Genomic DNA, 25850 nt, shown 5'->3' with positions numbered 1-25850 from the left:
AATGACGCATGTACCGGCGAAAACTCGAGATGCCATGACTGTTCTTCTTGAACTCCGACTCCGCAAATTCGAACATGGCGGCTTGGAGGTGCCTGAAAACGAACTCCGATTCGTGGGATTGACCGTTCGCCCCGTAAACGTACAAACGGATGTTCCCGCCAGAAGGGTCACGCGAGAATGCGCCAACCATGTGACGTGCGTGCGCTATGTGCAGATACAGCCGGGTGGATGCGAACGCCCGCCCACCGTTGAGGACCACAGCTCGTTCGGTGACGGGAGAGGTAGTCGAGTCGCCGGCGACCTTCGACTCAAGATGCCGGACACTGCGGCGAACCAGCAGCGAAAGGGCGTCTTCGAGCCGAGGTGCGCCGTCGATGCGACCCCGCGAGGCGTACGCACTCAGCAGACGTCCCGCCTGGATCATGTCGGCGTCTGTTGAACTTGTCACCGGCAACGTGCCGTCCTCCGGCCATCAGTCCTCACTCGTGCCGCCCCCATGCTGTGTGGTCTACCACGGCGTGACCCGACGCACGGCGCAAGATCGCGTGTTGTAAGAGAGCGGCGCTCGCACGCATTGCACGGCAGCCGCGACACCAGCCTGCAGCTTTTCCGGTGTGACGTTCTGTCCGTCGCATGCATGGCTTGCGTACGCGGAGCTCATAAGATTCGAGCCGTCGGTGGCGATGCCTCGGCGACTGTGAAGCCGTCGGATTCATCAGGTACGACGCACCGCACTCCGAAGTCCGCAAGCAATCTGATTAAATCAGCAACTGGGGGAGCCGGAAGTAGAACCGCCAGCTCGGGCTCCTCGACGACGAAACGCCGGTAATCCTGCAGCTGTCCTAGAGCCATTCGCACTGCCTCGCGGGACGCCGCCGCCTTTGCTTCGTAGAGGACGTTGTTTGTCCGGTCGTAAAGATCTGCCAGAATGGGCGCGCTACTCGGCCCAGGCACCATCCGGTAGCTACTCACCTCGGAACCGCGTTTCGTCAGGTACCGCGCCAGCTGACCAACCAGTTCGGCCTCAGCGCGCGTAGCCGTTTTCCCGGCGAAACTGCTCACGTCGTAATGACGCACATGATCCCGCTGGAGCGGAATCGGACCTGATCGCCGTTCAGCCGACGTACTGCGACCACCGATCCATGGGTTTCCTTCTCGTTGCGCCAAGTCCGCCAAGTGCTTGGCCCACAGTTCTGCGAGCTCGGACGCGGACGGTTCCTTGATTCTCGTCCCGGACGCCTGAACCGGGAAGTGCTGATCAGGCAAGGAGGCATCTAGCGCTTCTGTCGGGATACGATCATCGTCATCGAGCATCACATCCCAAATCACATCGATGTAGTACGCGGTGCCTTCACCCACCCAATGATTGTCGGCGTGGACACCGTCCTCCGCGATGGTCGCACTGCCAATGAGTCCCCGGTTGCTACCAGTGCGGAGAAGGTAGATGCGGTCGCCTCGCACCGGATCGCCGTATCCTCCGCCGAAACTCCATCGCCCCGGTTCCACCAAGCCTGCCGCGGTGGATGCAATCAGAGACAAGCGGTCGGTCCTCGGCATACCCTCTTCGCTACCGTTCCACAGAACGAAGAAGCTCCTGTGATCTGCAGTCGTCACCGCAATCCAATCATCGTAGTTGAAAGCCTGTGTTGCGGCAGAACGCGCTCAAACGGCGTATCAACCCCACAGATGCTCGAATTTGGTGAATGCCAGCTTCTGATCGAAGTTGGTGATGTTGTCGGCAACGTCGAGGATGAGGCATGTTTCTTTGCCTCCGTTTCGAGTGCCACGGAGTCCTCGACCGACCATTTGCTGGTATATGTTTGCGCTGTACACGGGACGGGCAACGATCACAACACGAGTCGCGGGAGCATCAAATCCCTGCGACAACACACCGTAATTCGTGATCACCCGCACCTCGCCGCGCCGGAACTTCTCGATGCTTTGGCGTCGATCCCCCGCGGTGGTACCGGAATCGATCGCCACTGACCGTATGCGTCGTTCGTTCAGGCGAGCCGCGAGGACCTTGGCGTGATCGACAGACGTCGCGAACACGAGCACCGGCCAGCTCGGATCCAAAGCCTCAATTTCTTTCAGGAGATCTGAGTTTCGCCCTTCGTCACGCGCCAGTCGCTGCTCAGCACTCCGTGGCAGCATTCCGTTCATCTGCTCGGCCTGTCTGAGCTCATCGGGATACAACGACATGCGCGTGCCGCTCATCTGCCTGTGCTCGACGCGCGAAAGAACGCCCATGGCCTGCAACGACTCGATCGGATCGTCACCGAGGAGGCCCTTGTCGAGCCGGCGATCTCCGAAGCGCTGCACCAATCTGCGCGTCAGCTCGGAATCGTTCCGAAACGGCGTCGCCGTAAGCCCGATCAAAGGTCGACCTGTGACCCGGTGTGTCAATCCGAACAGCTCCAGAATCCCGGTGTACTCCTTCGAGATAGCGACGTGCGCTTCGTCCACGATTACGAGAGACGCGTCGCGAAGCCACTCGTACTCCTCCGAGCCCAGACACGAAGCGAGCTTCGCATCGGTTGCCACGACCAATTGGTTTCGTCCGGCAGAGGGCGTTGCTCTGTTCGACGACCACAATCGGTCGATTACGAGATCCTCTTCGGCTCCGACTTTCTCCCACACGAATTTCCAAGACTGTACGGCCTGTTCACACAATTCGGCAGTCTGTGCGATCCATACGATCGGCCCGCGCGGGGAGCCGTTCTGCCTGACCCAACGGATCACGCCCTCCGCAGCAACCCGTGTCTTTCCAGCGCCCGTGGGCAAACTCAGCATGGCACGTCCAGCAGGCCGTTCTTGCAACAAATTGACGAATCGCTCAGCGATCGACTCCTGGTACGAATGCAATGCGGGATAGTCGGTTGGTCCGGAAACTGCAATACGTGCAGGGGGCGCCTTTACCCGTGCACCGGCGAACGTGTCAGGGAACCCCATACGCGTCACGAAACGGAGGGCAGCGTGGCTTCCATCTAATCGCTGGGGCGCATCGGGTACGACGGATCTGATGACTGTCAAATACTCGCGCAACACTCGGTCGTCGTATGAGTTGTACGCCATCTCGGCGGCCCGTTCGGCAGAGACGTCGTCCGACGAGTCGGTATCATGGCCGTTCAACCCGGGAGGTAACCCATGCATCAATTCGGTACGGCCGATCAGGCGTGCCAACTTCCTGGTCACTGAATCAGCTTGGCGCACACTGTCCATCCGGCCGCGAACCTCACGATCCACCATTTGTTGACGGTGCTCCGCCACCACGCGCTCGCATCCCGACTTACCCAGGTCGAGTCCGAGCTCGTAGTCCACCAGGATTAGTTCCGCGAGATTGTCCAACCCCTCCGGCACCAGCAGGAGAGACCCGTCACAGGCACTGTGCAATGACTCGGCGCTCGTGCCGTTGGGCGTTCGGGACACTTCGTCGATCTGCTGACACCGCTGCACCTGGTATCCGCTGACGGTTGCACCGAACCTCACTCGGAGTTCTGGATGCAAGGACAGCAGGTCGGCGGGCGAGCCCGCTGGTACGTGGCGCAGCTCGCGGGCAATGACATCTGCCTTTTCGTACATCCCCCATTCGGTGACCATGTAGTCCGCCTGTTGCTGATCCTCGGCGCGATCCACGAGCAGCGCCGGATGCTTCTCTCGAATGAGCTCCTCGTAATCGGCCATGGTGCGTGCTATCGCGATGTCGCTGTCCGGTCTCATTTCCCAAACTCCACCGACACGGCACCGAACGGTGTCCGCGACATTCACGATGTCGGCCGCAACTCTGATGAGCAGGGCGTACGTTCGGCCCACGAACGAGTCATCCTCGCTCGCCTCGACGGCGGACAAAAGATCGGCCCACTTGGCGGCCGGCACGTCCCCAATTGCCCCCGGAATCTCAAGTCGCACAGCCAATGGATTCGATAGCTGTGCAACAGGCAGGTAGTCCGCGAATTCGCCCAGTTGCGGGCCTACCGCATCGGCGACCGGCAGTACGCCACGAGATGTTCTTACTGCGCCACGATCTCGGATCAGCCAGCAAATCGGCGACTGAACGTGAACCCTGGTGTTTCCCTGGCTGCCGATTTGTCGAGTCCAGGACCTCGGAACGTCATCCGGGCCCAACGTGTCCAGGAACCCGGCTCGGCCCTCCGGGCTCAGGCGGACGAACACGTCGAGTCTCCCCGCCATGGGAGCACCATCGTACTTAAGAGTTCCGAAATTGACTCGCCGCTCCGTCCGGTCCAGTCCGGCGCAGTAGTCCTCGTACATCGCTGTCTGATAGTCGACGAACCACTGATCCCGCACGGGCTTGGTGTTCTTCTCTGGCCGGTCCGATACACCAAGCGCCCTCAGCACAGACAGGTCGTCAGCGTGGAAGACAGTGTCGACTGCAATCCCGGGATCTCGAGACCCGTCGGCGGGGACAACAGGGCCGGGCAGAAGGCCGCCAGTGAAGGTGACCCAGGATCCTTGTACCGACCTCAACCGCAGCATCGAAGCATAGTCCGGCACCGCGCGTTGTATCAACGAGGTTTGAACGGCCCCTCCGGACGCACGCAGCAGCTCCCAAAAGCGTGCCCATGACTCGGGCGTGTAGTCGTCGAAACCTTGATCCAGTACGCCTCTGAAACGTCCCTCCGCGTCAGCCTCGCGGATTCCCAAGCCCTCAAGCAACTGAACCGTCGCGCTGTCGCCGGAGAGCAAACCATGGACGTAGATGAGGTCGTCAACGAGGCCGTCGTTGGAGGATCGTCGGTAAACTTGCCCCGGCGTGGCTGACACGAACGCCCCGCCCTCCACCATGACAACCCGGGCTTGCAGTGCCGCCGACCTCTGTTTGTCATCCAGAGCAGCGCCTTTGAGCAGGTGAGACAATAGCGCCAGCGCAGCACGGGAAGATTCTGCTGTCCTTCCCGTCACCAGCGCTTCCAGCCAGGTGGTGACGGTCTCGGGCTCGCGGTTTGGACTGGCATCGAGGATGTGCGACATCTTGCCGCGACGAAGCTTCGTCAGATCAACGCTCCGGTGAACCCAATCGATCGGTGCACCATCGAAAGCCGACCACATCTCGAGCGCTGAGTATGGCAAGCCGTCCGGCCGGATACGAAGATCTGATGGTCGCCGCAGGGTCCCACTCTGGTCAGGCAGCGACGGAGCGTCGGCCATCAACCTCCAAATCGAGCCCGTCAGTTCTTTGCATGCCCAGTTGGGCGACTCTTGCGTCCGGCCCGGTAAGAGCTGCAAGTACGCTGCGGGATCATCGTCCGCAACGAGATCTGTAAGCGACGCTACGACAAGTTCTGCTGCGACAGATAGCAATTCACGGTTGAGTTCACTGCTGTCGAGTAGGTTCTGTCGGTCCTCGTTGGTCTTCCATGCTGCGTTGACGACTCCACTGAGTGTCGTGGGGTACTTCGTCGGGAAGTACGACCAGAAGGTGCCTCGCCCGACAGGGACCGTGTAAACGTCGCGACCGGTCGATTTGTCGATCGAGTATGACGGCACGCCCCACGACACGTCGATAGTGGCCCGGTCGTGCAGTTCACCTGCTAGCGATCGGACTCGGTCAGACACCTCGTGCGCTCGAACGAACACGCGATAGGCGTCTTCAGCTGCGCGGTCTCCAGTTCGCGTCTGATGAACGACGACCTCGCCACGACCGCGCACTTCGCTCGTCATCGTTCGCCGCATTACGGGCATGAGCCTGCGGTCCTCGAGGACCACCTGACCGACATGAGGTGAGAACAGCAAGAAGAGATATGGGAATTCGCGGTTCGAACTCGACGGCGTGCCAGACCTGTCGATGTCACCGGCCAACACGTCTGCCGAGTTTTCTTTCAAAGGCAGTCGAACAACGGTGGTCGCCCACTTTGCGAGGTCGGACAGCACCGCATCACGGGCGCACTCTCGCGTCCAGTCCAGCGGCCGAGCCAGACGCAGCACCGGGGTGTCGCCGACAATGCCGACAGGCTGCTCTCCGCGCTCTTGTTGACCTTTTTTCACCGCGAGGTTGATCTCATCGCGTGCCCACTCACCATCGAAACCGAACGACCCGGTCACGCTGAAGAACTGCGGCGCGGTGCTGATGGAGAGCACCGACTTCACTCCCACGCCGAACCTGCCGATCTGTCCCGATCGCTTTTTCGACACCCCCATTCGCAAGATGGTGTCGGCTCCATCAGCGGTGATCGCAGCTCCTTCATTGGCGCAGTACAGCGCGGTGTCGGTGAGCACCACCTGAATGCGACCGCCGGAATGGTTCGGTTCACGCAGCTCGTCGGCGGCATTCTGGACCAGTTCGAAGACCTGCCTGTCGCCATATCCACCTTGGTGGATACGACGCTCCCCGTTCGCGTCCTCTTCGACCCGGCCAGGGTTGTAGGCGTATGTACCCAGTGCGAGTTCGGACAGTCGAACCACGGCGGCGAGCACTTCGCTCGATGGTGTGTCAGACAAGAGTCAACCTCCCGAGATCAAGGAAAGACGATCCCGACCACCGTCCAAACCTGGCTTACACCTCATGTCTACTAGGCGACAGCTGTGCCCGACGCAAAATTGTGGTTCGAACCCATGAATTCAGCTTCCGCAACCGCGCAAGACACCGACTTGCGAACAGTGCATGGGCAACTGCCGACTCTGAACCGGAGGTCCGAACCGCACGATCCGGTGGGGTCACCCACCTTCTTGACTCTGTTGAACGATTGCGTCGGTGCCAGTGTCTCCCGCAGGCTCGGCAAATCAGTGCGTGTCGCGCAGAAATTGGGATGCTTGCCTGTCGACCAGTCAACTCACCTACCGGTACCGTTCCAACCGCTGCGGATCCCACACCCGTTGCGCTAGCTGCGACATCAGTTCTCGACGCTCGAGCTGCTCACTCCGACCGAAAACGTCGTAGGGCCTGAACTTCAGACCCTCCCGCTCCATGAACTGGGAAAATTGTGGCTGATGGCGATACGCCGCCGATGTGAGGCTGGATGCCAACAGATTCTGCTTTGCGTAGTGTGGCGATTTTTCGTCGAACGGACGATCTTGGTAGCTCCTGTTGACGTCGGCCGGCAGCAGGAGCAACCCCCCTACGTTGTCACGCGCCGAATCGAAGTCAGCCTCCGATGAGAAATCGGAAGAATAGCGCCGATACTTGTCGGCCCAAATGTGTTCGATATCGAACGGGTTCCGAGTGCTTCGGTCGGTGTACCTATCGAAGATGTCTGGTCGCCCCGACTGCACGTCCACGAAGGAAGTCACGCGCGCAAGGAAGTGAAATATGTAGCGCCGGCTGAACTGGTTCAATCTGAGATCGGTTACGCCCAGTCTGCCCCGCGACTTCGCACCATCAAAACTCACATCGTCGTCCGCAAGCTTCTGCTTGAGTGTATCTATCAAATCGTCAATAGACATATTTCTTATATCGGAACATAAGCGCCACATTGAATAGCTGACGCTTGAATAGCCCACGCGAATATAGTTAACTGTTCGCCGCATCAACCATATGTCGATATACGTTGCTACTGCGTCGAGCTTCTTGAGAACAGTTGTCTCGTCGTCCAGAGGGGAGAGCGCTGCCAGCAGCACGGTCGGCTGCCACGTGAAGTCGTTGTGCGCATTATAAAATATTGACTCGAGGCCGGACGTGTAGTACTTCGAGGCGTGCAGAATTTGCATGTATGCGCGTGCGAAGAAAGGGATTTCGTCGGAAATGAGTCGGCGGTTTTCGTTCGCGGTTCCGATCCCGATCCGCTTCGCACTATCCCGCAGCCACCTATGGAAGGCGGTGCCTATGAGTTCCCAGTCCTTGTCCACTGCCGCAGCTTTGCGATCGCGAATCGATTCTGCGTACCTAGCTCGAAGCCAGGCCTTCACGAAGACAGCATCACGTTCAGGGTCCGGATCCGAACCCCACGAGATCAGATCTGACACCGTCTTCTTCCAAGCAAGATTCGCAGCGGTTCGATCTGCAGCTTCGTCGATTCCACCGAGCAGGTAAGCCTTCATCATATCGACAGGGCTTAAAGGTTTGCCACGATCATTCATGGTTTCGAAAATCGAGTATGCGTGCTCGTCCGTTTCGGTTGCAATTTCGATCAATCCAACATTGTTGAGCAACCAATATATAAACGTTTCGAGGCCCGCCCCCATCTCGTCCGCAAGTTCGGACTGCTCGATATCCCTGTATCGTTCCAGGATATTGTGAACCGACTCGTTCTTCCCGGCAGGGTTGAAATCATTGCCGTTGAATAATGCGGTAATAACATCCAGACGTTCCGGTATATCGAGATTGAACATTCGTTGCCCGTAGATGTCCGAAAAGATCAGCGGTTCGATCGTCGTGACGACGCTCAGGTCGCGACTTTTCGCTTGGCGGTACAGGTATATAAGGAGAAGGGTGAGTGAAGTTGCACGCTGCTGACCATCCACCAAAAAATATTTATCGGCGCGCCGTGTCACAATAATCGAGCCCAAGAAATAGTCCGAGTAGGTACTGGCATTCCTTGGCATGTGGCCGTCTTGATACTCCAGCGAGAACTTCGTCTGTAGATCTGAGATCAGCTCCTCGACGTTCTTCTTGTCCCACTTGTACTCACGTTGATACTCATCGATCGAGAACGATCTCGCTTGTAGTAGCTGCTTGACACTTCGGTAATGGGGCGTGATGCTGCTCAACGTGGCTCCGTACTGTCGACTGTAATGGGATCAGGAATGATGGAGTGAATCGGATCGGTGAATGGCTTGGGAACGTGTGTCCGATCATGAGGGAACCAACGCACTTCGCTCGCCCACCCACATGACAGCCAGTTGATCCCTCGCCCTGGTGGCCGCGACGTACACCAATGACCGCTCTCGCTGCAGCGCATCACCGCGATCCCCCTCTGGCAGCTGCGCGATCATGTAGTCCCTGGGCATAGCATTGGCACTCACGCCGACAAGGATTACGTTGGCGAACTCCATACCTTTGGCCCGGTACATGGTCATCGCCTGCACTCCGCCCGAGGATGACTTACTCGTGTTGTCGACGAAAGTGGCCGTGACCCCGCGCTCCCCGAGCGCACGTGGCAGTGCCGACGCTTCCTTGTTCGCCGGCGCAAGCAAACCTATCGATGCCGTTTCGCCGCCGCCCCACGCCAACACTTGCTGGGCGACCTTGTCGTAGAGGTCGGACAGATTCGCCGCCTGCACAGTCGAGGGCTTAGGACCCGTGCGGGCTGAGCGATAGCCCTCGGAGTCCTCCGAGTCGCCCTCGAGACCGACGAAGTCGTCGCCGGTGAGAACGCTGAGGGCGTAGTGCAGGTTTTGCTGAGTCGTCCGGTAATTGAGAGTCAGCCGTCGCGAACGACCAACGATGTTGATCCCGAGCTGCTTCAGGACAATCTTCTGGCCATAGATGCGCTGGTGTGCATCCTCCGCGAAGAAAAGATCATCGGGGCCTAGTGGGGCGAGCGCCCGCAGAAGCTGGAACCGGCTCGGTGTGAGGTCCTGCGCTTCGTCGACTATGACGTGATCCGCGAGCCCCTCGGTCACCGCAGTCACCACTTCTGCGGCCAGCGCAGCCTTCTCTTCGAAGTCGGCGCATCCGGCTGCCGCGGCGGCCGACCGATAGCTCTCGACGACATCCCACACCGCGTTGCGACGTGCGCGGTTGAGCGACACACCACGTCCGGCACGACGCACACGGAGGTACTCGTCCCGGTCGACGATGCGATTCGGCAGCACGACGAGGCTGTACTCCGTCTCGAAAAACGAGGGCACACTCAACTCGGGTGGGAGGTCGACTCCGCCGACGACGATCGCTCTCTTCCACGCATCATCGACGCGCCGACCGAAGAGCCCCGACGTCCTGGGCCCAAACACCCGCGCCACCGGACCCGGGTGAGCTGAACTCCCCTCGAGGTCAGTCTTGTGTCGGTGCAGAATGCGCGCGGCGATGCTGTCGACGCTCGCGATGAACACTCCCGGCTGCCCGACGTCCCCGGCCAGGGTGAGAGTCGGATCGAGTAGCTTCATCTGCTCGACGAGGCTGTCGGCAAGAGTTCGGTTGAAGGTCGTCAACACGATCCGCGCTGTGGGATCGCGTCGAGCGAGAAATCTCGCGCGGTGAAGCAGCACTACCGTCTTTCCCGTTCCAGCGCCTCCGGTCAGACGGAAGGGGCCGGTCTGCCCCTTCTCTACCCACACACGCTGTTCAGGGTGCAAGAACACTCTCCATGCGGCGAAGTCCGCAGCCTCGACCGCAGCACGCAATTCATCGTTATCCTCGACGAACGCAAATTGCATGCGCGCGGCCGGGTGCTTGAGGGCGGCGATCAGCCGCTCGTCCTCGGTTCCCTCACTGGGCCGGGCGAGGTGCAGGGCGTACCGCTCCTGTACGTCGGACAAGGCAGTTCCGGTGGCCAGATCCACCAAAGCCTCGCCCTGCCAGGTCGCAGGCGCCGTCTGAGCGTAGGCAAGAATATCGTCCTCGTCGCCCAGGTCCATCGCCCCGGCCACGAACACCGCGTCCATGCCCAGATCCGTGAGGTCGACGTCCGAGAATCCTCTCGACCGTAGCGTGCGGGGATGGAGAGGCGCTGCCGCAGCGCTATGGACGGTGGGGGCCGGTTCCGCGACGACAGGTTCTGACGCGTAGGAAATTTCCGCGATCCCGTTACGTGGGTTGATTGTCAGCCGTCGGGTACGTGCGATCTCGATCGCCTTGTCGTGGGCATACGCACCCACGAACACGAAGAGCCGGTCGCGGTCGGGATCAGTGATCTCGAAAAGGACTGCACGCCAGAAGCTGTCGATCCGCCCCGTTCGAGCGCGAGGATCGACGGAGTTCACCATCGGCTCGATGTGCAACCCGGCCGACTCGTGTGACTGCATCAGCTTCTGCAGGAACGCGAAGACTTTTCTCTGCACGCTTCCGTCGATGTTGTTGATCTCGCCCAGCACGACCTGCGGCATTAGAGCCTCCTCTTCACGTCGCCGCCGAGCGCAGCGGCGGCTGCCTCTGCGACGGCGGACCAATCGTTGATCCGGCACTCATGGGTTCGGGGCGGTCCTCGTCGGTCAGCGCGACATCGTCGGCAACACGGTCCACAGATCAGAACAGACCTGGGTGTCGCCGAATCCTGTAATGAAATGCGCCGACGTGTCCGGAACCAGTTCACTGGGGCCGATGACGTAGGCCACGAAACCGTCCGACACTGGATTGCCTTTGGTGACCAGCCCCTCCGCGTCACGTACCTCGACGATCAGACCGGGTGCTGCCGTGATAGGAGATCGAGTTACCGAGGCAGACGTCACCCGGCTGATCCTGTCATCACCGCGTCGAAATAGGTACGGCGGTACGGTTTCATTCACTCACCGTAGCGGCCGCCGTCAACCCGCGTGGACCGTTCATCCGGTTCCGCGTTGTCGCGCGGTCTTTGGTCTTAAACAGGCTGCGCGTCAAACAGGTTTGCGTCCGCCAGCCTTCGCTGAGGGTGCACCATAGCCACGGCGGGCTGCGACTCAGGTGTCCACGGCGCTGCAACACGCGCATCCAGCGTGGCCTGATCAGGCACGCGTCCGAACACGGCGGCGAGCAGGTGCACACCCAGCCGCGGCGGAATGGCATTGCCCACCTGCTGCGCCCACCCGGACGAGTCCCACGGATAATCGCGAGGGAACGTCTGAAGCGCTCCCGCCTCCTCCGCTGTGAGCCTAGGGAGAGGACGACTGTTCCGGTCGACCAGGCGATTTCTCGACACTTTGCCCGTCACCGTCGCCGAGGGTTGCTCGCACGTTCGCCGGCCACGAGCTGCAGGGTTGCCACCCGACCCATAGTTGGATATGACTTCGAACCACTCCGGCCTTGCGAGAGCATCGTTCATCGAGACCCACGGTCGAGGCTCAGTACTTCCCTTCGGAAGCCTGGCGGTGCCGATCCGATACGCCTGGTGAGTCGGTTCTGGCATGATCGGCGACGTTCGCAGGTTGGCCAGCAGCACCGCTCGTCGTCGAGTCTGAGGTACCCCGAACATCTCCGTCTTCAACACCGTGCAGATGACGTGGTATCCGAGTGCTTCGAGCACCGGCTTCATCGCCGTCCATATCGGCAGTGCGGCCTGCACCTGTTCCAGAACGACGGCCTCGTACGGGTGGCCGGCGTCCATGGCTTCCAGGATCCACTTCAGTGGTTGCAGAATAAGACCGGACCGCTCATCCTCCAATACCTTCAGCGACGCCGTGATGTCCTTGTCGTTCGCCATCTGCCCCACCAGGTGACCGATGTGGCCGAGGGCCTTCCTGCCGCTCCCCGTCCCCGCCACGGTGAACGTCTGGCACGGCGGGCCGCCGGACAGGATGGTCGCGGCATCATGGAGCGCGGGTCCGTACGCCCTCACGTCGCCCTCCGTGGTCTCGAGCTGCGCGTTACGGCGAGTGGCGTTTGCCTCCGCGTCCCATTCGATGCCGTGCGCAGTGAGTCCGACCCAGGCGGCAGCCACATCGAGACCGCCCGGACCGGCGAAGAGATCGATCATAGAATGGTGAGACAGATCGAGCTGCGTCTCGACGTAGTCACCCATGCTTGCGGAGTTTACGACACGGAGGGCTCTGATCGGCCGCCGATCGATGTGTCGGTGGCTCGTCGTAGAGTTCACTCACGAACCGTCCGGTACGGACATCACGCTCATCCCGGAAGGATCGGCACCACCATGGTCACCGCTATTGCCACGATCAACCTCAAGGGGGGCGTCGGCAAGTCGACGATGACAGCTGCACTGGCCGAGTTCATGGCCGGGCACTTCGCTAAACGCGTTCTGCTGATCGATCTCGACCCCCAGACCAACCTCACGACCATGATGATCGGTAGTGAGCGGTGGCAGGAACTGAACGAATCGCATCGCACAATCAAGGCGTTATTCGAGCAGGCTTTGGATTCGGACGCCGCGGTATTCGATATCGAAAGGGCAATCCAGCGAGATGTATCGCCGCTCGCGAAAGTAATTGGAATCGACCTGCTCGCGTCATCTCTCGACATGATCGAAATCTCTGAAGAAGTCGCGGCGTGGCAGTATGACGACCAGAACTCCCTTGAGCCGCTGTCCGTCCTGAAGAATGCGGTGGACAAGATTAAAGACAACTACGACTACATCTTGATCGACTGCCCGCCGAACATGGGCATCGTGACTCGAAACGGGCTCATGTTGGCCGATGCGTACGTCATCCCCACTATTCCCGACGTTCTCTCGACCTACGGCATTCCGCAAATCCAGAAGCGGGTCTCGATGTTCTCGGAGAAGTCAGGTCACTCGTTGAAGGCGTTGGGGCTCATCATCACAAAGTACCGAAAGAGCACCAACCTCCATCGCTTCACCATCAACCGACTGCAAGGCGCGGTGCTGGATTACGATGCGACGGCACCGCAGGACCGCACGACGTCTGAGCGCCCGCCGAACGTCATTCCGTTCTGGGTGCCTGACGCCATCACGATCGCCGGCGCGGCCGCGTACGAAGATGTCGGAACCTTGTCCAAGCGTTATGGCGGCGGCGACACCTTCGACACTCTGCGGGACCTGACAGAGCACGTGATGACCAATGCCAAAATCTACACATGACTGAACCCGGAATTCTTGGCAGCGCCCGAGCTAGTTTCGACGAGGCGCTCGATGCACTGGCTCTCAAGGACAGTGACGCAGCAGTCGTCGTCCTCACGATGGCACGTCTCGCCTCGCAGGCAATGCTGAACGGCGATGCGGCCCTCGCCGGAGCGGCCGCCCGCGTCGTCAGTGCTGCGGACGTACCGACGGCCGGCTCTGCCGCAGTCGTTCGCACTCCACCATCGGCTCCCCGGACACGCACCCCTCGAGCGGCTGCTGTGCTCGACCCTTTTCATCTGTACAGGACAGACGGCCGAGATGCTCTACGGGCACGACTTGCTGCGCTCGACCTCGAGCAGCTTCGCGACATCATCCATCAGTTCGGGATGGATCCGGACAAGCGAGCGATGAAATGGAAGACGATCTCCAAAGTGCGCGAGCGGATCGTCGAGCGCACCGAGTCGACTCGCAATCGGGACAGGGCCTTCCACTGAGCATCGCTCAGCCGGCGAACAACACGTCGCTGAACAAGCCGTGATCTTCGTGTCCATCCTCAGGCGTACCGAACAGCAACGCACGATCTAGGTACCGGTTTCCGAGTTCACAGGACGTCTCGGGTAACAGGACGCACGCGTGGCACGCTGCCAAGTTAAGCGCGTCCGAACCCGACCCCCTCGATTCGATACACACCGGATCGGCCGAGCACCACGACAGTCGAGTGAGCCCCTCTTGCAGGGCAGGCCCGAAGCTGTCCGGCTCCGCCTGCGAGGCAACGCCTCCTAAGCTTCCCGCCGAATCTGAACTTGCCGTGTAGATGAGGAAGCCGGCCATCGCCTCGTCGACGTACAGCCGCTCCCTCAACGACGCGGCCGGATAGCCGGCCGTCAACGCGAGCTGATCGATGATCAGATGTGCGAACGTGTGCAGTGCGACGCCGATCAACCCCGAGACACCGGGGAGATCCTCCCACGGTGACGTTCCCCCGGACGCGGCGGTGAACATCGCCCATCTTTCTGCAGCGAATGTGGTACCGGCCCAACGCTCCAACTCGTCGCGGTGAAACGACACGAAGATCCCTTCACCGATCACCTCCACGGCAGGGAGCCAGAACGTCTTCTCCGGCGAGAGATCGCAGAGGTTCTCCTCGCCGGTCTCATCGGCCAACCTGGTGAATCCGTAAAGCGCGCGAACTTCTCGCAGTCGGGTCACTTTTCGGACGTCCGAGATGATGTGTTCGAAATCGACCGGAACGTCACGCTCGACGCATACGAAGTCATCGTCAAGACCGTCTTGCTCCCGGCCCTCCAGAAGTGCGCGGTACTCCTGCTTGCGCAGGGCTGCCTCAGTCAGCAGATCATCCAGCTGTTCACCACGCCGGCGTTCGACCTCGGTCTCGATCTCCTTGGCCGTAAAACGGCGAGAGTGCCGGGCCAGACTTTGAAGAAGTGCCTGACTCACTGCGTCGGGGTCTTCGAGTGACGCCCAGTTCCGGGTGACGAACTTCGCCAGCGCTTGCGAGTAGGGCGGGATGGAGATTGCGGATCTGACAGCGGGGAGCCACACGTTGGAGGCACCACGCTGCACAGCACGCGGAATCTCGTCACACGGTTGCGTGGCATCCGGACCCAACCAGGGTCGATGTCCTGCACAGGCACCGAACTCTGCCAGCGCCTTCGGGCCCGCAGATCCATCGAGTGACCGCGGCTCTACCCCGCACGTGCACGTCAGCTCGAGGTCCGCCAACGATGATGTTCGCCCGCGGGCACGGAGGTGCATCGTATGATCGCTCCCCGAGTCTTGCCCCTTGTGCAGCCACCTGAAGTACGGGAATTCGTCGATGTGCCCACGGGTACACGCAATCACCAAGCGGAAGGGGCTGAGCTCCGTACGCTTCTCACACGTGCACCGGGCCTTTGCCGGGTCACCGGACAAGCGAACGAGCGAATCGATTCGTCGGCACGACGGGCAGACCTGCGTGATGGGGAATCGGATGACCGGAACATCGCGCTTGTTCTTCGACCCGGCGGGCGGCGACTTCAATTCTGACACCCCGAGACTGCGCGCTAATCTCGGTTCAGAAATAGTGTCACCCTCGCGGGGCTTCCACTCGTGGATGCCGGCGATCATGTAACTCGTCGTCTCCGAGGGAAACAGGCTGCCCACCCCGTACGTGCTGAGCAGCTGCGTCCGTCGGGCCTTGGCCACGCTCATGAATTACTCCTCATACGAATCGGGTACAGAGCACTCTCGGCATCGACGTCGCGAAGACTCATCAACGTCGGCCAGGGCGTCTCGGTCTGGTTGTACTCGATGTCGATGTCCGTGAGGGCGGCGCCAGGCTCGACCATCAACGCGTCCATCGCGGACTTTCGATCCTGGTATTTCAACGTGTCTCGCGACGACGCTTCGTCGATCCATACCTTCATCATCGCGTTCAGCTGCTCGACGGTGTCTTCTGCTTCGTCGGGCGACGACGCGAGAACACGGCGCTCGATCGTGTCGATGAGCGCCCGCAGCTCGGTCTCGTGCTGCGGTGCCGCAACCGCGCCGCCCTCACCCGACATCGCGTCCACGAGAAGCCTTGCCAGCGAGACGAACACCCCGTGTAGCCCGCGATCTCGTGCACGTGCTGCGAAGGGAGTTGCACTCGTGGCCTCGACAGCGCGATACATGGCTTGATGGAACGGGATGAAGTTCTCGAAATGTGAGCGGTCCCGCGACCGAGCGGAGTTGAGGATGGTCACCACGAGGCCGGGATACTTGCGGCCCACGCGGCTTGTCGCCTGGATGTATTCCGAACTGGACTGAGGCTGACCCATCACCGTCATGAGCCCGAGGCGGTCGATATCGACCCCGACCGAGATCATGTTCGTCGCCAGGACGACATCGTCTGCGGCGCCCGAGTCGACGGTCCGCTCGAGACTCTTGAGCCGTCGGGGGATTTCGGCCGATGACACGCGGCTCGTGAGTTCGTTCGCCGACTGGAGGTTTCTGGCTGTTGTCCCCGAGCGACGGGACACCACCCCGAGCCGCTCGCGCACGTCGCCCTCGACCTGAAGGAGCGCACTTCCCAACACACGGAGGCTGTTGAAATAACCCAGCAAGGTCCAGTACGGATCGCGGACAGCAGGACCCGCGTCGATGTCCTGGGCAGCTTGGAGCAGCGCTCCGTAGGTCCTCACCAGCAAGGTCGCATGACTGGTTCCAGGGCTCATCACCCCCACGTACATTCGGGTGCCCGCTACGTCCCGCGGTGCGGGCTCGGCAAAGAACGACCGGTCGGGGTCGATGCCCGGAGGCGGGAACTGGCGGGACTCACGATCGAACACACTCTTGATCTGCGCACTCGACCGTCTGATCGTCGCGGTGGACGCCACGATTTTCGGTCGTGACATGCGATCCGTTCCCGTGATCGGTACCGAACAAGCGGCATCGACCGCTGTCTCGTACAGGCCGACCATCGACCCCAACGGGCCCGAGATCAGGTGGAGCTCATCCTGAATGATCAGGTCAGGCGGACTGCCGATACCGTCCCGCGCAAATAACTTTCGAACGTCCGACCGCCAGGCCATCATCGCGAACTTGTCGACAGTTCCCAGGATGAGCTCAGGGCGGTACTCGTAGATGTCCTGATCGACCACATAGACGGGGAGACCGGCGGAGAAGTCACAGGCAGTGTTGTCACACGCGATACGCAGGCGTGCTGCCGGTCCGGTCACCAGCGAGTACTTGGAATCGTCCAGCGCCTTACCGCACCAGGGACACTGAGTCAGCTGGACGGGATTCGCCTCAGTGATTTCAGTACCTTGACGCAAGGCACGAAGGGCCTTCTTGGCGTCGTCGTGCGTGTTGGGGGTGCCCGCGCGTCCCACCCAGAGTCCGATGCTGAACGGCCGGGACCCCAAGCCACCGTGGCCGATTCGGATTCGCTCGAGAGCGCACAGCAACATGGTTGCTCGCTCGAACTGCTGGATCGTCAGGAGGCGCAGGGTGTATCGCATGATGACTGCCACACCGATCGCCTCAGTATTCCTGATGCGTCGTAGCAGAAGTATGAACGCGACCAGCCCCAAGTACGCCTCGGTCTTTCCACCACCCGTGGGGAACCACAGTAGATCGGCTATATCGCGGTCATTGTGACCGGCATCAGCGAGTCCAGGGAGGTTCAAGAGGACGAAAGCGATCTGGAAGGGGTACCAAGTCTGGTCGAGGCCCTCGTCCATGGGCCCTGTCGCGCCGTTTCGGACCCATACCTGCCGTGCGCGCTGAGTCTGCATTGCCTGGTTGGCCAGCTGAAAAGCCTCGAACACCTCCGGATCGCCGGCAAGGAGAGCAATTCCTGCCTCGATCCGGTCGGCGGCGTGGCGCGCATTTCGAAAATGGTCCATTGCAGTCGGCTCGAGCGACTCGGGAACATCAGTTCCTCCGGACGTGACCTCGGCTTCACGCTCGGCGATCCAGCAGCGGTAGGACTCGACGAGACGCTCCAGACCTGCGACGACGTCTGCGGAAGAGGCGTGACCCAATGTCGACATTCGCAGATCTATGCCGTCATCGTCGACGGATCCAGGGCGAGCCCGTGAAACCTCGTAGGTGGGCAGCAGCGTGGTCTCGATGCGGTCGGTGACGACCTGTCCGGTGGTATCCCATGTGACAGCGCATCCATGTCCGATTCCGAACGTACGCGCGTTGCGATACATCAGATCGGCACTGAGGAGATCAGCATCGTCACCGAGACGGTTAGGGGCTCCACGATCGACGAGAGCGGCGCCTTCGGTGGTGACTGTTATGCCGACCTGAAACCACGCATTAGCGTCGCGCAGTTCACCTTTGGAGGACGCGAGGGTGTTGCGTAGGACTGCGGAGATCGTGACTGTGCCGTTGCGGGGCTTTCTGGTCAGCGTGTAGAGCTGCAGGCCCGGCGCGACGTCACGTGTCTTCGTGCCAGGTGCGGTGATCGAGTGAACTATGTCGTCGGGATTTGCCGCCAACCGGCTCCACGTATCCGGCTTCGCCCGGGTACGTCGACGTGTCCCGCCGTCCGCGGGGGTGGCGTCGGGAATATCCGACGGTATGTAACGAGCGCCGGCAACGGAAAGCGTGACCGTTTCGGCGAGCTCTGAATCGACAGTGAAGGTCAGTCCCATCGATGTGGGGTATCGCATCATCGACTGAGCGACCGGGGTATCGCTTGCACTGTCCACGGGATCGGACTCGGCGCTGTCGGGTTCCGGCTCTTCCTGAAGCGCCTCTCCGGCGGGCCAGAGGACCCCGACCACGTATCGGTCGAGTGGCGCTTCGTCGAGGATTTCGCCTTCTCCCCCACCGGGGCCGAACAGGTCCTTCTCCAATTGTTCGACCATGTCGCCCCGGAAGGCGTACATCGAATCCAGCGAGTTACCAATGCTCGTCATGACATTCCGTCCCACTTCTGATCCCATAGCGGGCGCACCAATCCCGAAAGTTGCGGCGCAAGCCAGATTCCCGACTCTCCGAGTCCAGCTTCAGCACACACCTCTGGCGTCCCCGTCACTGATTCCACCGTCATCACCGTCACGCCTGTCATCACCATCGGGTAGGCGTACTGCCAAACGGTGAACAGACGCTTGACACTCCGGCCGAAATCCTCGTTGGTACGGCCGAAGACCTCTCCGTCATCTCCCCTGACGAGGTAGATGGGCGCATCTCGATGACTCCACTCACGATCGAGCTCCAATGTCACGGAGCGCCCCGTCACCCGACCGGACGCCAACAGCTCCTGTGCGGCCATGGACGAGGCTGCGTCCGCCGTGGAAAAGGGAGAGTCGGTATCGATGTCACCGTTGCGGAACTCGATCGACCGTGTCAGCTGCTTGCCGCCCTTGCCGAACGACTTCTCCATCCACCGCCCCGGGGGCGCAGAATCCTTCTTCATCCAGGACTTCGCCGTTTTCGGAGCGCACCGCCGTACTTCGTCCCGAGCACGACTCAGCGCCACGTAGTTTCGCCGAGCAATCGCGAAATCGTCTTGATCGGACTCGTGGTCGGTGTCCAGGAGGAACACGCGATCGAACTCGAGTCCCTTTGCCCGATGCACGGTGGAGATGACCACGTCTTCGGTGGTGTCCGCCAGCAACGCCGTCGGGATGCCGTATCCCCCGATCACGCGGCGGATACGAGACATGTCTAGGTCTTCGGGGGAACGGAAGACGCCTTCTGCTTCCTTGAGAACATTCCAGGCGTCTGTCGGATCGGCAACGGATGTGAACTCGAGCGCTGCGATCACGTCGTCACGCCGGTTGACCACTCGCGGCAGAAGCCGCGCCAACTCAGACACCCACGCACTGGCACCCTGCTCCTGCGATGGCCGGCGGAGCGTGTGGCGGACCTTCAATGACGTCAGGAGCTGGGACACGCGGAGGGCGTCACCATTCGTCTTCGTGAGGACAGCTGTGGTCCGGCCCGCACGGTAGACGTCGGCGAGCCAGGTCTCCGCCTCGATACGCGGGAGCGCCTCGATGAACGACCCGACCTCTCCGCGGGCCGCTGCACCGTCGTTCATTGTGCGAAGGCGCTGCCCGAGGTCCACGACGGCGAGAGGAACAGGACCCCGTGCGCGGAAGTTCTGAGTGAGCCGTGTGACACGAACATTCTCCAGGTCTCCGAAATCGTCCAAGACCTCGGAGTGGTGGGCACGCTCGGTATCGGTCAACTGGAAGTCGTACAAGGCCTGGTTGGGATCGCCCAGCGCAGTGAGACCGACATCAGCACCTGCCCGCGCGATCAGCGCCAGTGCCAATTTCGCGCGCTTCCCCACCAGATCCTGCACCTCGTCGAGAACGACGTGCCGGACATCGTCCAGCATCGGAAGCTCGACGTCGTCATCGAGCAACAGTCGCGTCGCGTGCTCGATTCGTGCGTTGAAACTACCCGTAGGTTCCTGCTCGGCGTCGATGATGACCCTGCTCGCGAACGAATCGAACGTTCGGATCTCCGCGCCTGCGAGCACCCGCGTCGCCAGTCTCTTCCTGACAGCTGACACTGCTGCGCGCGAGAAGCTGAGGACAAGGACCTCAGTGGAGAGAGACAGCTCATGCTCGCTCGCCAGGTGCTCCAACCGCGCTGCGACGACCTCGGTCTTACCCTGCCCTGCGCCCGCGACAACCACCAATCGATCCGAGGGCGACGCCTCGGCCACTGACCGCTGGCGTTCGTCCAGGGTGTAGGAGCCTGATGTGGGATCGGACTCGTCGAGCGAGTCCGGAACAGCAACGGCGGCGGGGGTATCGACTCCCACCAGGCTCGCTGCCTGCTCCGCCGCTGCGGCGGCCGCCGCTCGACGACGATCGCGGAACCGAAGTAACGGGTCCACTGTGCCGGTGCGCGCGCGAAGACGGTCCCTGAATTTGGTCGGAACCGGCAGCGCTGAATCCTTGATGCGGACCGTTCCCGAAGGAAGAAGGTCACTGATGCCGACCGAGTGCAAGATTCTTGTCAACTCTTGTTCCAAGGCACTCAATGCTCCCGGGGCGCCTTCGAGCAACCGCTCACTCGCGGTGGCAATTCCTGGCCATCGACTCAATTGCCCACGAAGCGCGGTGACGCCCTCTAGGGCGTCCTCGGTAGTCGACCGGTCGTGATCGCTGATCAGCAGTGCTGGACTCATCGTCAGCGACCATTCGACACCGTCACCGAACCGTGCGCGCAAGCCATCTTGAATCCAGGGTCGGATGTCAGCGAGCACGCGCTGCCGGACATGCGACCCCAGCGGAAGATCGTTGCGTTCGACAAGGCTTGGACGAAAGGCGTAGTCGTCCGCGGAACCGAGTTGTGCGCTCAGGGCCCGCGTGTCGTAGTGAAGTGCATCCTGGGGTTCCACTGCCAGCACGATCGCGCCGACCTCTTGGCCACGAATACCTTCATCGTCATCGTCGAACAAGGCGTAACGCGGATTGCGTGTCGAAATCATCTTGAGCTTCGCTCGTCGGCGAGCCAGACGGGTGTCGATACCGTACTCAGGCAAGGTCAGACGCCAAGCCGAGAGGTAGAGATTCTGGACCTTCGTGGCGCTGGTCTGGGCCAATTCATGAAGAGCATCGAAAAGTTCGGCACTCTCTGCCGCACGGCTCTGGCTGATTGCCCACTGATCCCACACAGGTCGATACCGTGCGAACAGGCGCTCGACATCGACGCCGTACTCCTGCTGGTAGAACACAGCTCCTCGTCGTAATTCTCCGAGATCGACGGCCAGCGGTCGCGATCTCCAATCGGTCAATTCAGATTCATCCACCAGCCCGTCCAGAGGCCACAGCATCGGGGGCGGCGTGTCGGTTGCTGCCACATCGGGTCGAACGAACTGGAGGCCGTCGGACGTTGCCGTCACACCGAACGGTAGATCACCGTGTGAATCCACGAGGTCTGCCAGAAGCGACGCAGGCTGTGGAGGTTGCTGGTCGCCGGCCTCTAACGACCGGAGAGCAGCTACATGAGTTTCGAGCGATCGAAGCGCCGCCACCCCGTCAAGCGTGTCCAACAGACTCCATCCTTGGTTCCGGCCCCGACATTCCGACCATACCGCCTGCCCGGTCTATTCATGCGTCTTGCAACATCTTTGCGACCGTCTTTACGTCCGGGTGGTCAGCACTGCCGCACGTCGACCCGGCAACTGCTGCAGCGACACTGCACATTTGTACGGCCGCCGTTCCGATGGATAAGTCCTGCGTCGGCCACACCGTTTGATCCCTGCCGGGCAGGCTGCTTCGCGGTGTCACCAGGTCCGCTACACCAGAGCGGGGGATGCGCCATCCATCAAGCGCCTCGACGCGTGACGGTGTGTCGACGTCAGCCGTGACGATGGACCGAAGACGAGGCCGCACCGAAGACGGCTCTGACACGGTCATCGAGCTGATCATCGGACAAGGTGGCGAAATCCACGAATGCCATCAGCCGCCGGAGCCGAGGAACAGCTTCGCGGAAAACCGCACGTCGGCTGTCACCTGAGTCGAGGCCGATCGACACGCGAGCTATGGATCGGGCGAGAGGCGTGATGCCGGCGATGGACCGCCGTTCGGTGATCTGATTCAGGTCACTCTCGGACAGGCTGCGGAGAAGCGAGTAGTCGTTACCGGCGTCTGTCACGACCACGAATGTGGTTGCTTGCCACCACAGTCGCGAGAACATGTGCCGCGTCAAGTCCGTGGCAATCCACCGCTCGATGTTCCGATTCGGGAACCGCCATTGCGTGATGTCCGGCATCGCGACGATCGCAAGGAAGGACCACACTCCGCGGGTGGAGGCCTCGACCGCCGTGATGTTCATCGACCTGTGGATGGCCTCTGCGGCGACTCGATCGAAGCGAACGAGGTCGGCAGCCTCGGCATCGTGTGGATACCCGAAGTCCTCGGCGATCGTACGCAGCGAGTCCGTGAGTTCGCGAACCCCAGTCTCACCCATTCGTCGACCACCGGTTGCCGCATAGGTCATCTGCGAGTGCTTCGTTCGTGCCGCACGAGCCATCTGCGCAGGCCCGCCCTCCAGCTTGCGATAAGCGACCGTTGCAGGTGCGAGACCCAGTCGTGGCCAGAGCTCCGTCATGAGAGCGCCCTCCCAAAACCGATGGCGCGCGTCCCGGCAACGATGGAGCTCCGGAGGTCCATCGACGAACGCAGTACGGACTCCGACGTCCACGAAGCGGGATCGTCCAGCACTCGCGACGTTAGAACGCGCGCAGCCGCCCCGAACGATTCTGAGTCGCAATCTCCCAGCTCGTCCCAGTGTGCCAACGACCACCGGACCATCTCGTCGACCAGGCCCTCCTCCATGCTCTCGATCAATGCCAGCTGATCGTCCGTATGATTCTTCACGCGTTGCACCGCCTTCACCAGCTTCGTGTCGAGCGGATTGAGCAGAAGAAGCAACGCCCCCATGGCCGGCTCGTCCGGCGTAGCAGGCATCACGAGGTGCCAACTCGCCCCGGGATCGATTCCGAATGCCTGGAAGTCCACCACCTCGGTGGGGAACATGGCCTCAGGGCCCATGAGCCGAAGCGACTGCTCATCGCTCAAGAGAATGGACCCCGCTTGGCAGGCTTCGCCGGCCGACGAACTCAAACGGTCACGTTCGAGAACCAGACGCCGGGTCAACACGATAGACGTACCCGCGAACTGTGGGTCCACCTCGATCTCGACGTCGAACTGCCTGTTGACCACCGGAATTCGGGTACTGGGACCGACAAGATATGTATCCGACGCACGCCAGCCGAAGTGAAAGGCAAGAGGAGACCCATCGGTCAGATGCGTTTCGGCTCGGATTCGTGGAACGTCTGCCTCGATCCGGCACCGGAGCCGTAGCTCAGAGCGGTAGTCCCAATTGTCCACTGCCTCGCCCAAAGGTTCCCACTCGCCCTCCACGAGGTGGGCCCAGGGCGACATCGTCACGGTAGCTGCGCTGGGGACAAGGTACGGGCGCACGTCAGTCATATGTTTCACCCCTCCCGTGACACGGAGACAGCAAGCCGCACGACGGCATCGGTCGGCGGACGGACCGAGACAACCCACCGTCTCTCGTCCCGCGGGCCGGCTCTGAGGTCAGCGCCCTGTCGAAATTCGTTCGCTTCCAGGCTCGTCCATCCAACTACCACCGGTGCATCCAGGGACGCGTGGTGTTCGATACCTCCGTCGATCACCACGAACGGCTCGGCGGTCACCGTCGTGGTGGTGGACCAGGCCGGCAACTCGATGGTCGCCTGGATCAGCGCTTGCCCGTCCGTGACCACCAGAGCGGGGCCCTCGACCACTTTGGGCTTGGAGCTACGGACACTGGAACCACGTCCCGCGCGATGCCCACCCTCGCGACCCGCTGCTCCGGGAGACGACGCGCCTTCGGTCGCGCCGCCGACCAAGCCCGCCAAGCGTCCCGCGAGCGGAGCCAACGCGGCGTCGTGTTGCGACTCTGGGCCAACCTCTACCGAAGTGGGCTTCAGGTTGGCGTTCACGAACCGTGCGGCAAGGCGGATGACTCCCAGAGCCGTGCCGTGGAGACCACTAGTCACCCAGTCGTCGTGCGTGGGCGGTTCGGCATCCGCAAAATATCGATCGGCCTCGACCGCAGACTTGAACACGGCACCGTACTGAATCGCCTCGTTTGGATTCGGTTCCCCAGGAACGTAATCCACAACCAGGTTCGCTTGCCGCATCCGAGCACAGTGCCGTGCGGACCCTGCAAAAGGCGCGGCGAGCGCGAGCAACGGATGCTTCGCTAGTGGTGCCATCGACTCGACCTTGGCGAACCTGCCGATCTCCGTGGGTTTCGCACGACGAGGAGGGATGTCGTACTCGCCCTCCCGCGACAGCTTGCGAAACGCGTCGACGAACGGTCTGAGTTCGATCGTGTGGTCCGGGGCAGGGAGCTCCACCGGAAATCCTTCGAACTTCACCGAGCACTTCAACCGGTTGTCCACACCGTCGAGCATCTTGGGCCAGAGATTCCACATCATCGTCGATGCGATGTACTCCGCTGCGGACTGCGGATTTCGTGATTCCTCGGAATCCCCTGTTCTCACCGCGCCGAGATCGGCCGCAATGATGGCAACCGTCGTTCCGGTCTGGCCCTCTGCGAATTTCGGCAACCCAAGCGCGTTAGCCACGTCCTCTGCGTCCCTGTCGATCAAAGCCTGTGCAATGTCGCCGTCCTGCACCCCCAACCAGTGGCGACCGGTGTATCTGACCCCGTCGTGTTGGAATCCATCGCCCATGGCGGCTCCGATGAGTCGGCGCTGAACTTTGCCGCGAAAGACACACTGACTGTCCGCGACGATGACATGGCACCTGCTCACGTTGTAGAGGATTCCCTTACCGAAGCCATAGGAACCCCCGCCGAGATCCACGCCTTTGCGCTCACCCACGTTTCGAATGAACTTGACGAAATCACCTCTCTCGCCATCGAGAGGAGGCTCGTCCGCTCGCAACGGGCCGCCGAGGCCTGTCGTTCCGCGATCGGAGATGATGAGGACGGTCGGCTTGGTCGTCATTTCCTCGACCAAGCCCAGATCGGCTCCCTCGGGACCGGGCAGCAAGAAACTTCGCCAACCTTCGAGCCTCTTGCCGGACAACTCGCGGATCTGCACGTTGAATTCCACGTCGCGACCGGGCAGTGCCGCGTCGCAGCTGTTCTGCGCCGCTTCACGGACCAACACGGTGAGCGGGTCGAGCTTGGGCTTCCCCAATTGCCGACGAATGCCTTCGGATGCGGTCGAGCCTTCGGCAGCGACACGCTGCGACCACCACGTAGCCGCCGTTGTCGAACTCACAG

Annotated in this window: 14 protein-coding genes; 2 read left to right on the top strand and 12 right to left on the bottom strand. The window is 61.3% G+C overall.

The genetic code is table 11. The features are described 5' to 3' along the window. Nucleotides 1-657 precede the first annotated feature (657 nt). The 6 genes from BR07_RS26200 to BR07_RS23685 form a co-directional block, all read right to left on the bottom strand. Complete coding sequence (locus BR07_RS26200) at nt 658-1614, bottom strand: hypothetical protein (protein WP_027504829.1); 957 nt, start codon at nt 1612-1614, stop codon at nt 658-660. A gap of 60 nt (nt 1615-1674) precedes the next feature. Next, nucleotides 1675-6459, bottom strand: coding sequence for a DEAD/DEAH box helicase (locus BR07_RS0107055; RefSeq protein WP_027504828.1), 4785 nt, complete (start codon nt 6457-6459; stop codon nt 1675-1677). Between the two features lie 336 nt (nt 6460-6795). Beyond that, nucleotides 6796-8664 (bottom strand): DUF262 domain-containing protein, encoded by a 1869-nt coding sequence (locus BR07_RS0107050; protein WP_027504827.1) that lies wholly within the window; start codon nt 8662-8664, stop codon nt 6796-6798. Between the two features lie 84 nt (nt 8665-8748). Beyond that, the gene (locus BR07_RS0107045) at nt 8749-10941 is read right to left on the bottom strand and encodes a 3'-5' exonuclease (protein ID WP_027504826.1); all 2193 of its coding nucleotides are present in this window, start codon (nt 10939-10941) and stop codon (nt 8749-8751) included. A 105-nt stretch (nt 10942-11046) separates the two neighbouring features. Continuing rightward, nucleotides 11047-11283 (bottom strand): hypothetical protein, encoded by a 237-nt coding sequence (locus BR07_RS26940; protein ID WP_155956958.1) that lies wholly within the window; start codon nt 11281-11283, stop codon nt 11047-11049. Between the two features lie 128 nt (nt 11284-11411). Beyond that, nucleotides 11412-12548, bottom strand: a complete 1137-nt coding sequence (locus BR07_RS23685) for a DNA cytosine methyltransferase (RefSeq protein WP_081821140.1) — start codon at nt 12546-12548, stop codon at nt 11412-11414. Between the two features lie 129 nt (nt 12549-12677). On the opposite strand from BR07_RS23685, the gene BR07_RS0107030 reads away from it, so the two are divergent. Together BR07_RS0107030 and BR07_RS26935 are read left to right on the top strand one after the other, a co-directional pair. Beyond that, nucleotides 12678-13580 (top strand): ParA family protein, encoded by a 903-nt coding sequence (locus BR07_RS0107030; RefSeq protein WP_027504825.1) that lies wholly within the window; start codon nt 12678-12680, stop codon nt 13578-13580. Next, on the top strand, nt 13577-14056 hold the full coding sequence (locus BR07_RS26935) for a hypothetical protein (protein ID WP_155956957.1): 480 nt from the start codon (nt 13577-13579) through the stop codon (nt 14054-14056). The genes BR07_RS0107030 and BR07_RS26935 overlap by 4 nt, the downstream gene beginning before the upstream one ends. A gap of 7 nt (nt 14057-14063) precedes the next feature. On the opposite strand, the gene drmB is transcribed toward BR07_RS26935, so the two are convergent. The 6 genes from drmB to BR07_RS0106995 all read right to left on the bottom strand — a co-directional run bounded on the left by drmB (nt 14064) and on the right by BR07_RS0106995 (nt 25848). Further along, complete coding sequence (drmB, locus tag BR07_RS0107020) at nt 14064-15773, bottom strand: DrmB family protein (RefSeq protein WP_027504824.1); 1710 nt, start codon at nt 15771-15773, stop codon at nt 14064-14066. Then, a complete protein-coding gene (locus BR07_RS0107015; RefSeq protein ID WP_037184823.1) occupies nt 15770-18976 on the bottom strand; it encodes a helicase-related protein in 3207 nt (1068 codons plus the stop codon). The genes drmB and BR07_RS0107015 overlap by 4 nt, the downstream gene beginning before the upstream one ends. Beyond that, on the bottom strand, nt 18973-21924 hold the full coding sequence (locus tag BR07_RS26190; protein ID WP_197027744.1) for a UvrD-helicase domain-containing protein: 2952 nt from the start codon (nt 21922-21924) through the stop codon (nt 18973-18975). The genes BR07_RS0107015 and BR07_RS26190 overlap by 4 nt, the downstream gene beginning before the upstream one ends. 458 nt (nt 21925-22382) lie before the next feature. Further along, entirely contained in the window at nt 22383-22994 is a 612-nt protein-coding gene (locus BR07_RS26185) for a DUF6339 family protein (RefSeq protein ID WP_051613132.1), read from the bottom strand. A gap of 137 nt (nt 22995-23131) precedes the next feature. After that, the gene (locus tag BR07_RS26180) at nt 23132-23749 is read right to left on the bottom strand and encodes a hypothetical protein (protein WP_027504822.1); all 618 of its coding nucleotides are present in this window, start codon (nt 23747-23749) and stop codon (nt 23132-23134) included. Between the two features lie 275 nt (nt 23750-24024). Then, complete coding sequence (locus BR07_RS0106995) at nt 24025-25848, bottom strand: hypothetical protein (RefSeq protein ID WP_042572915.1); 1824 nt, start codon at nt 25846-25848, stop codon at nt 24025-24027. Nucleotides 25849-25850: the final 2 nt, after the last annotated feature.

This window comes from Rhodococcus sp. UNC23MFCrub1.1 (genome assembly GCF_000686025.1).
Classification (GTDB): domain Bacteria; phylum Actinomycetota; class Actinomycetes; order Mycobacteriales; family Mycobacteriaceae; genus Rhodococcoides.
The sequence above is the reverse complement of the archived record's forward strand: the minus strand, read 5'-3'. Positions and strand labels throughout refer to the sequence as shown.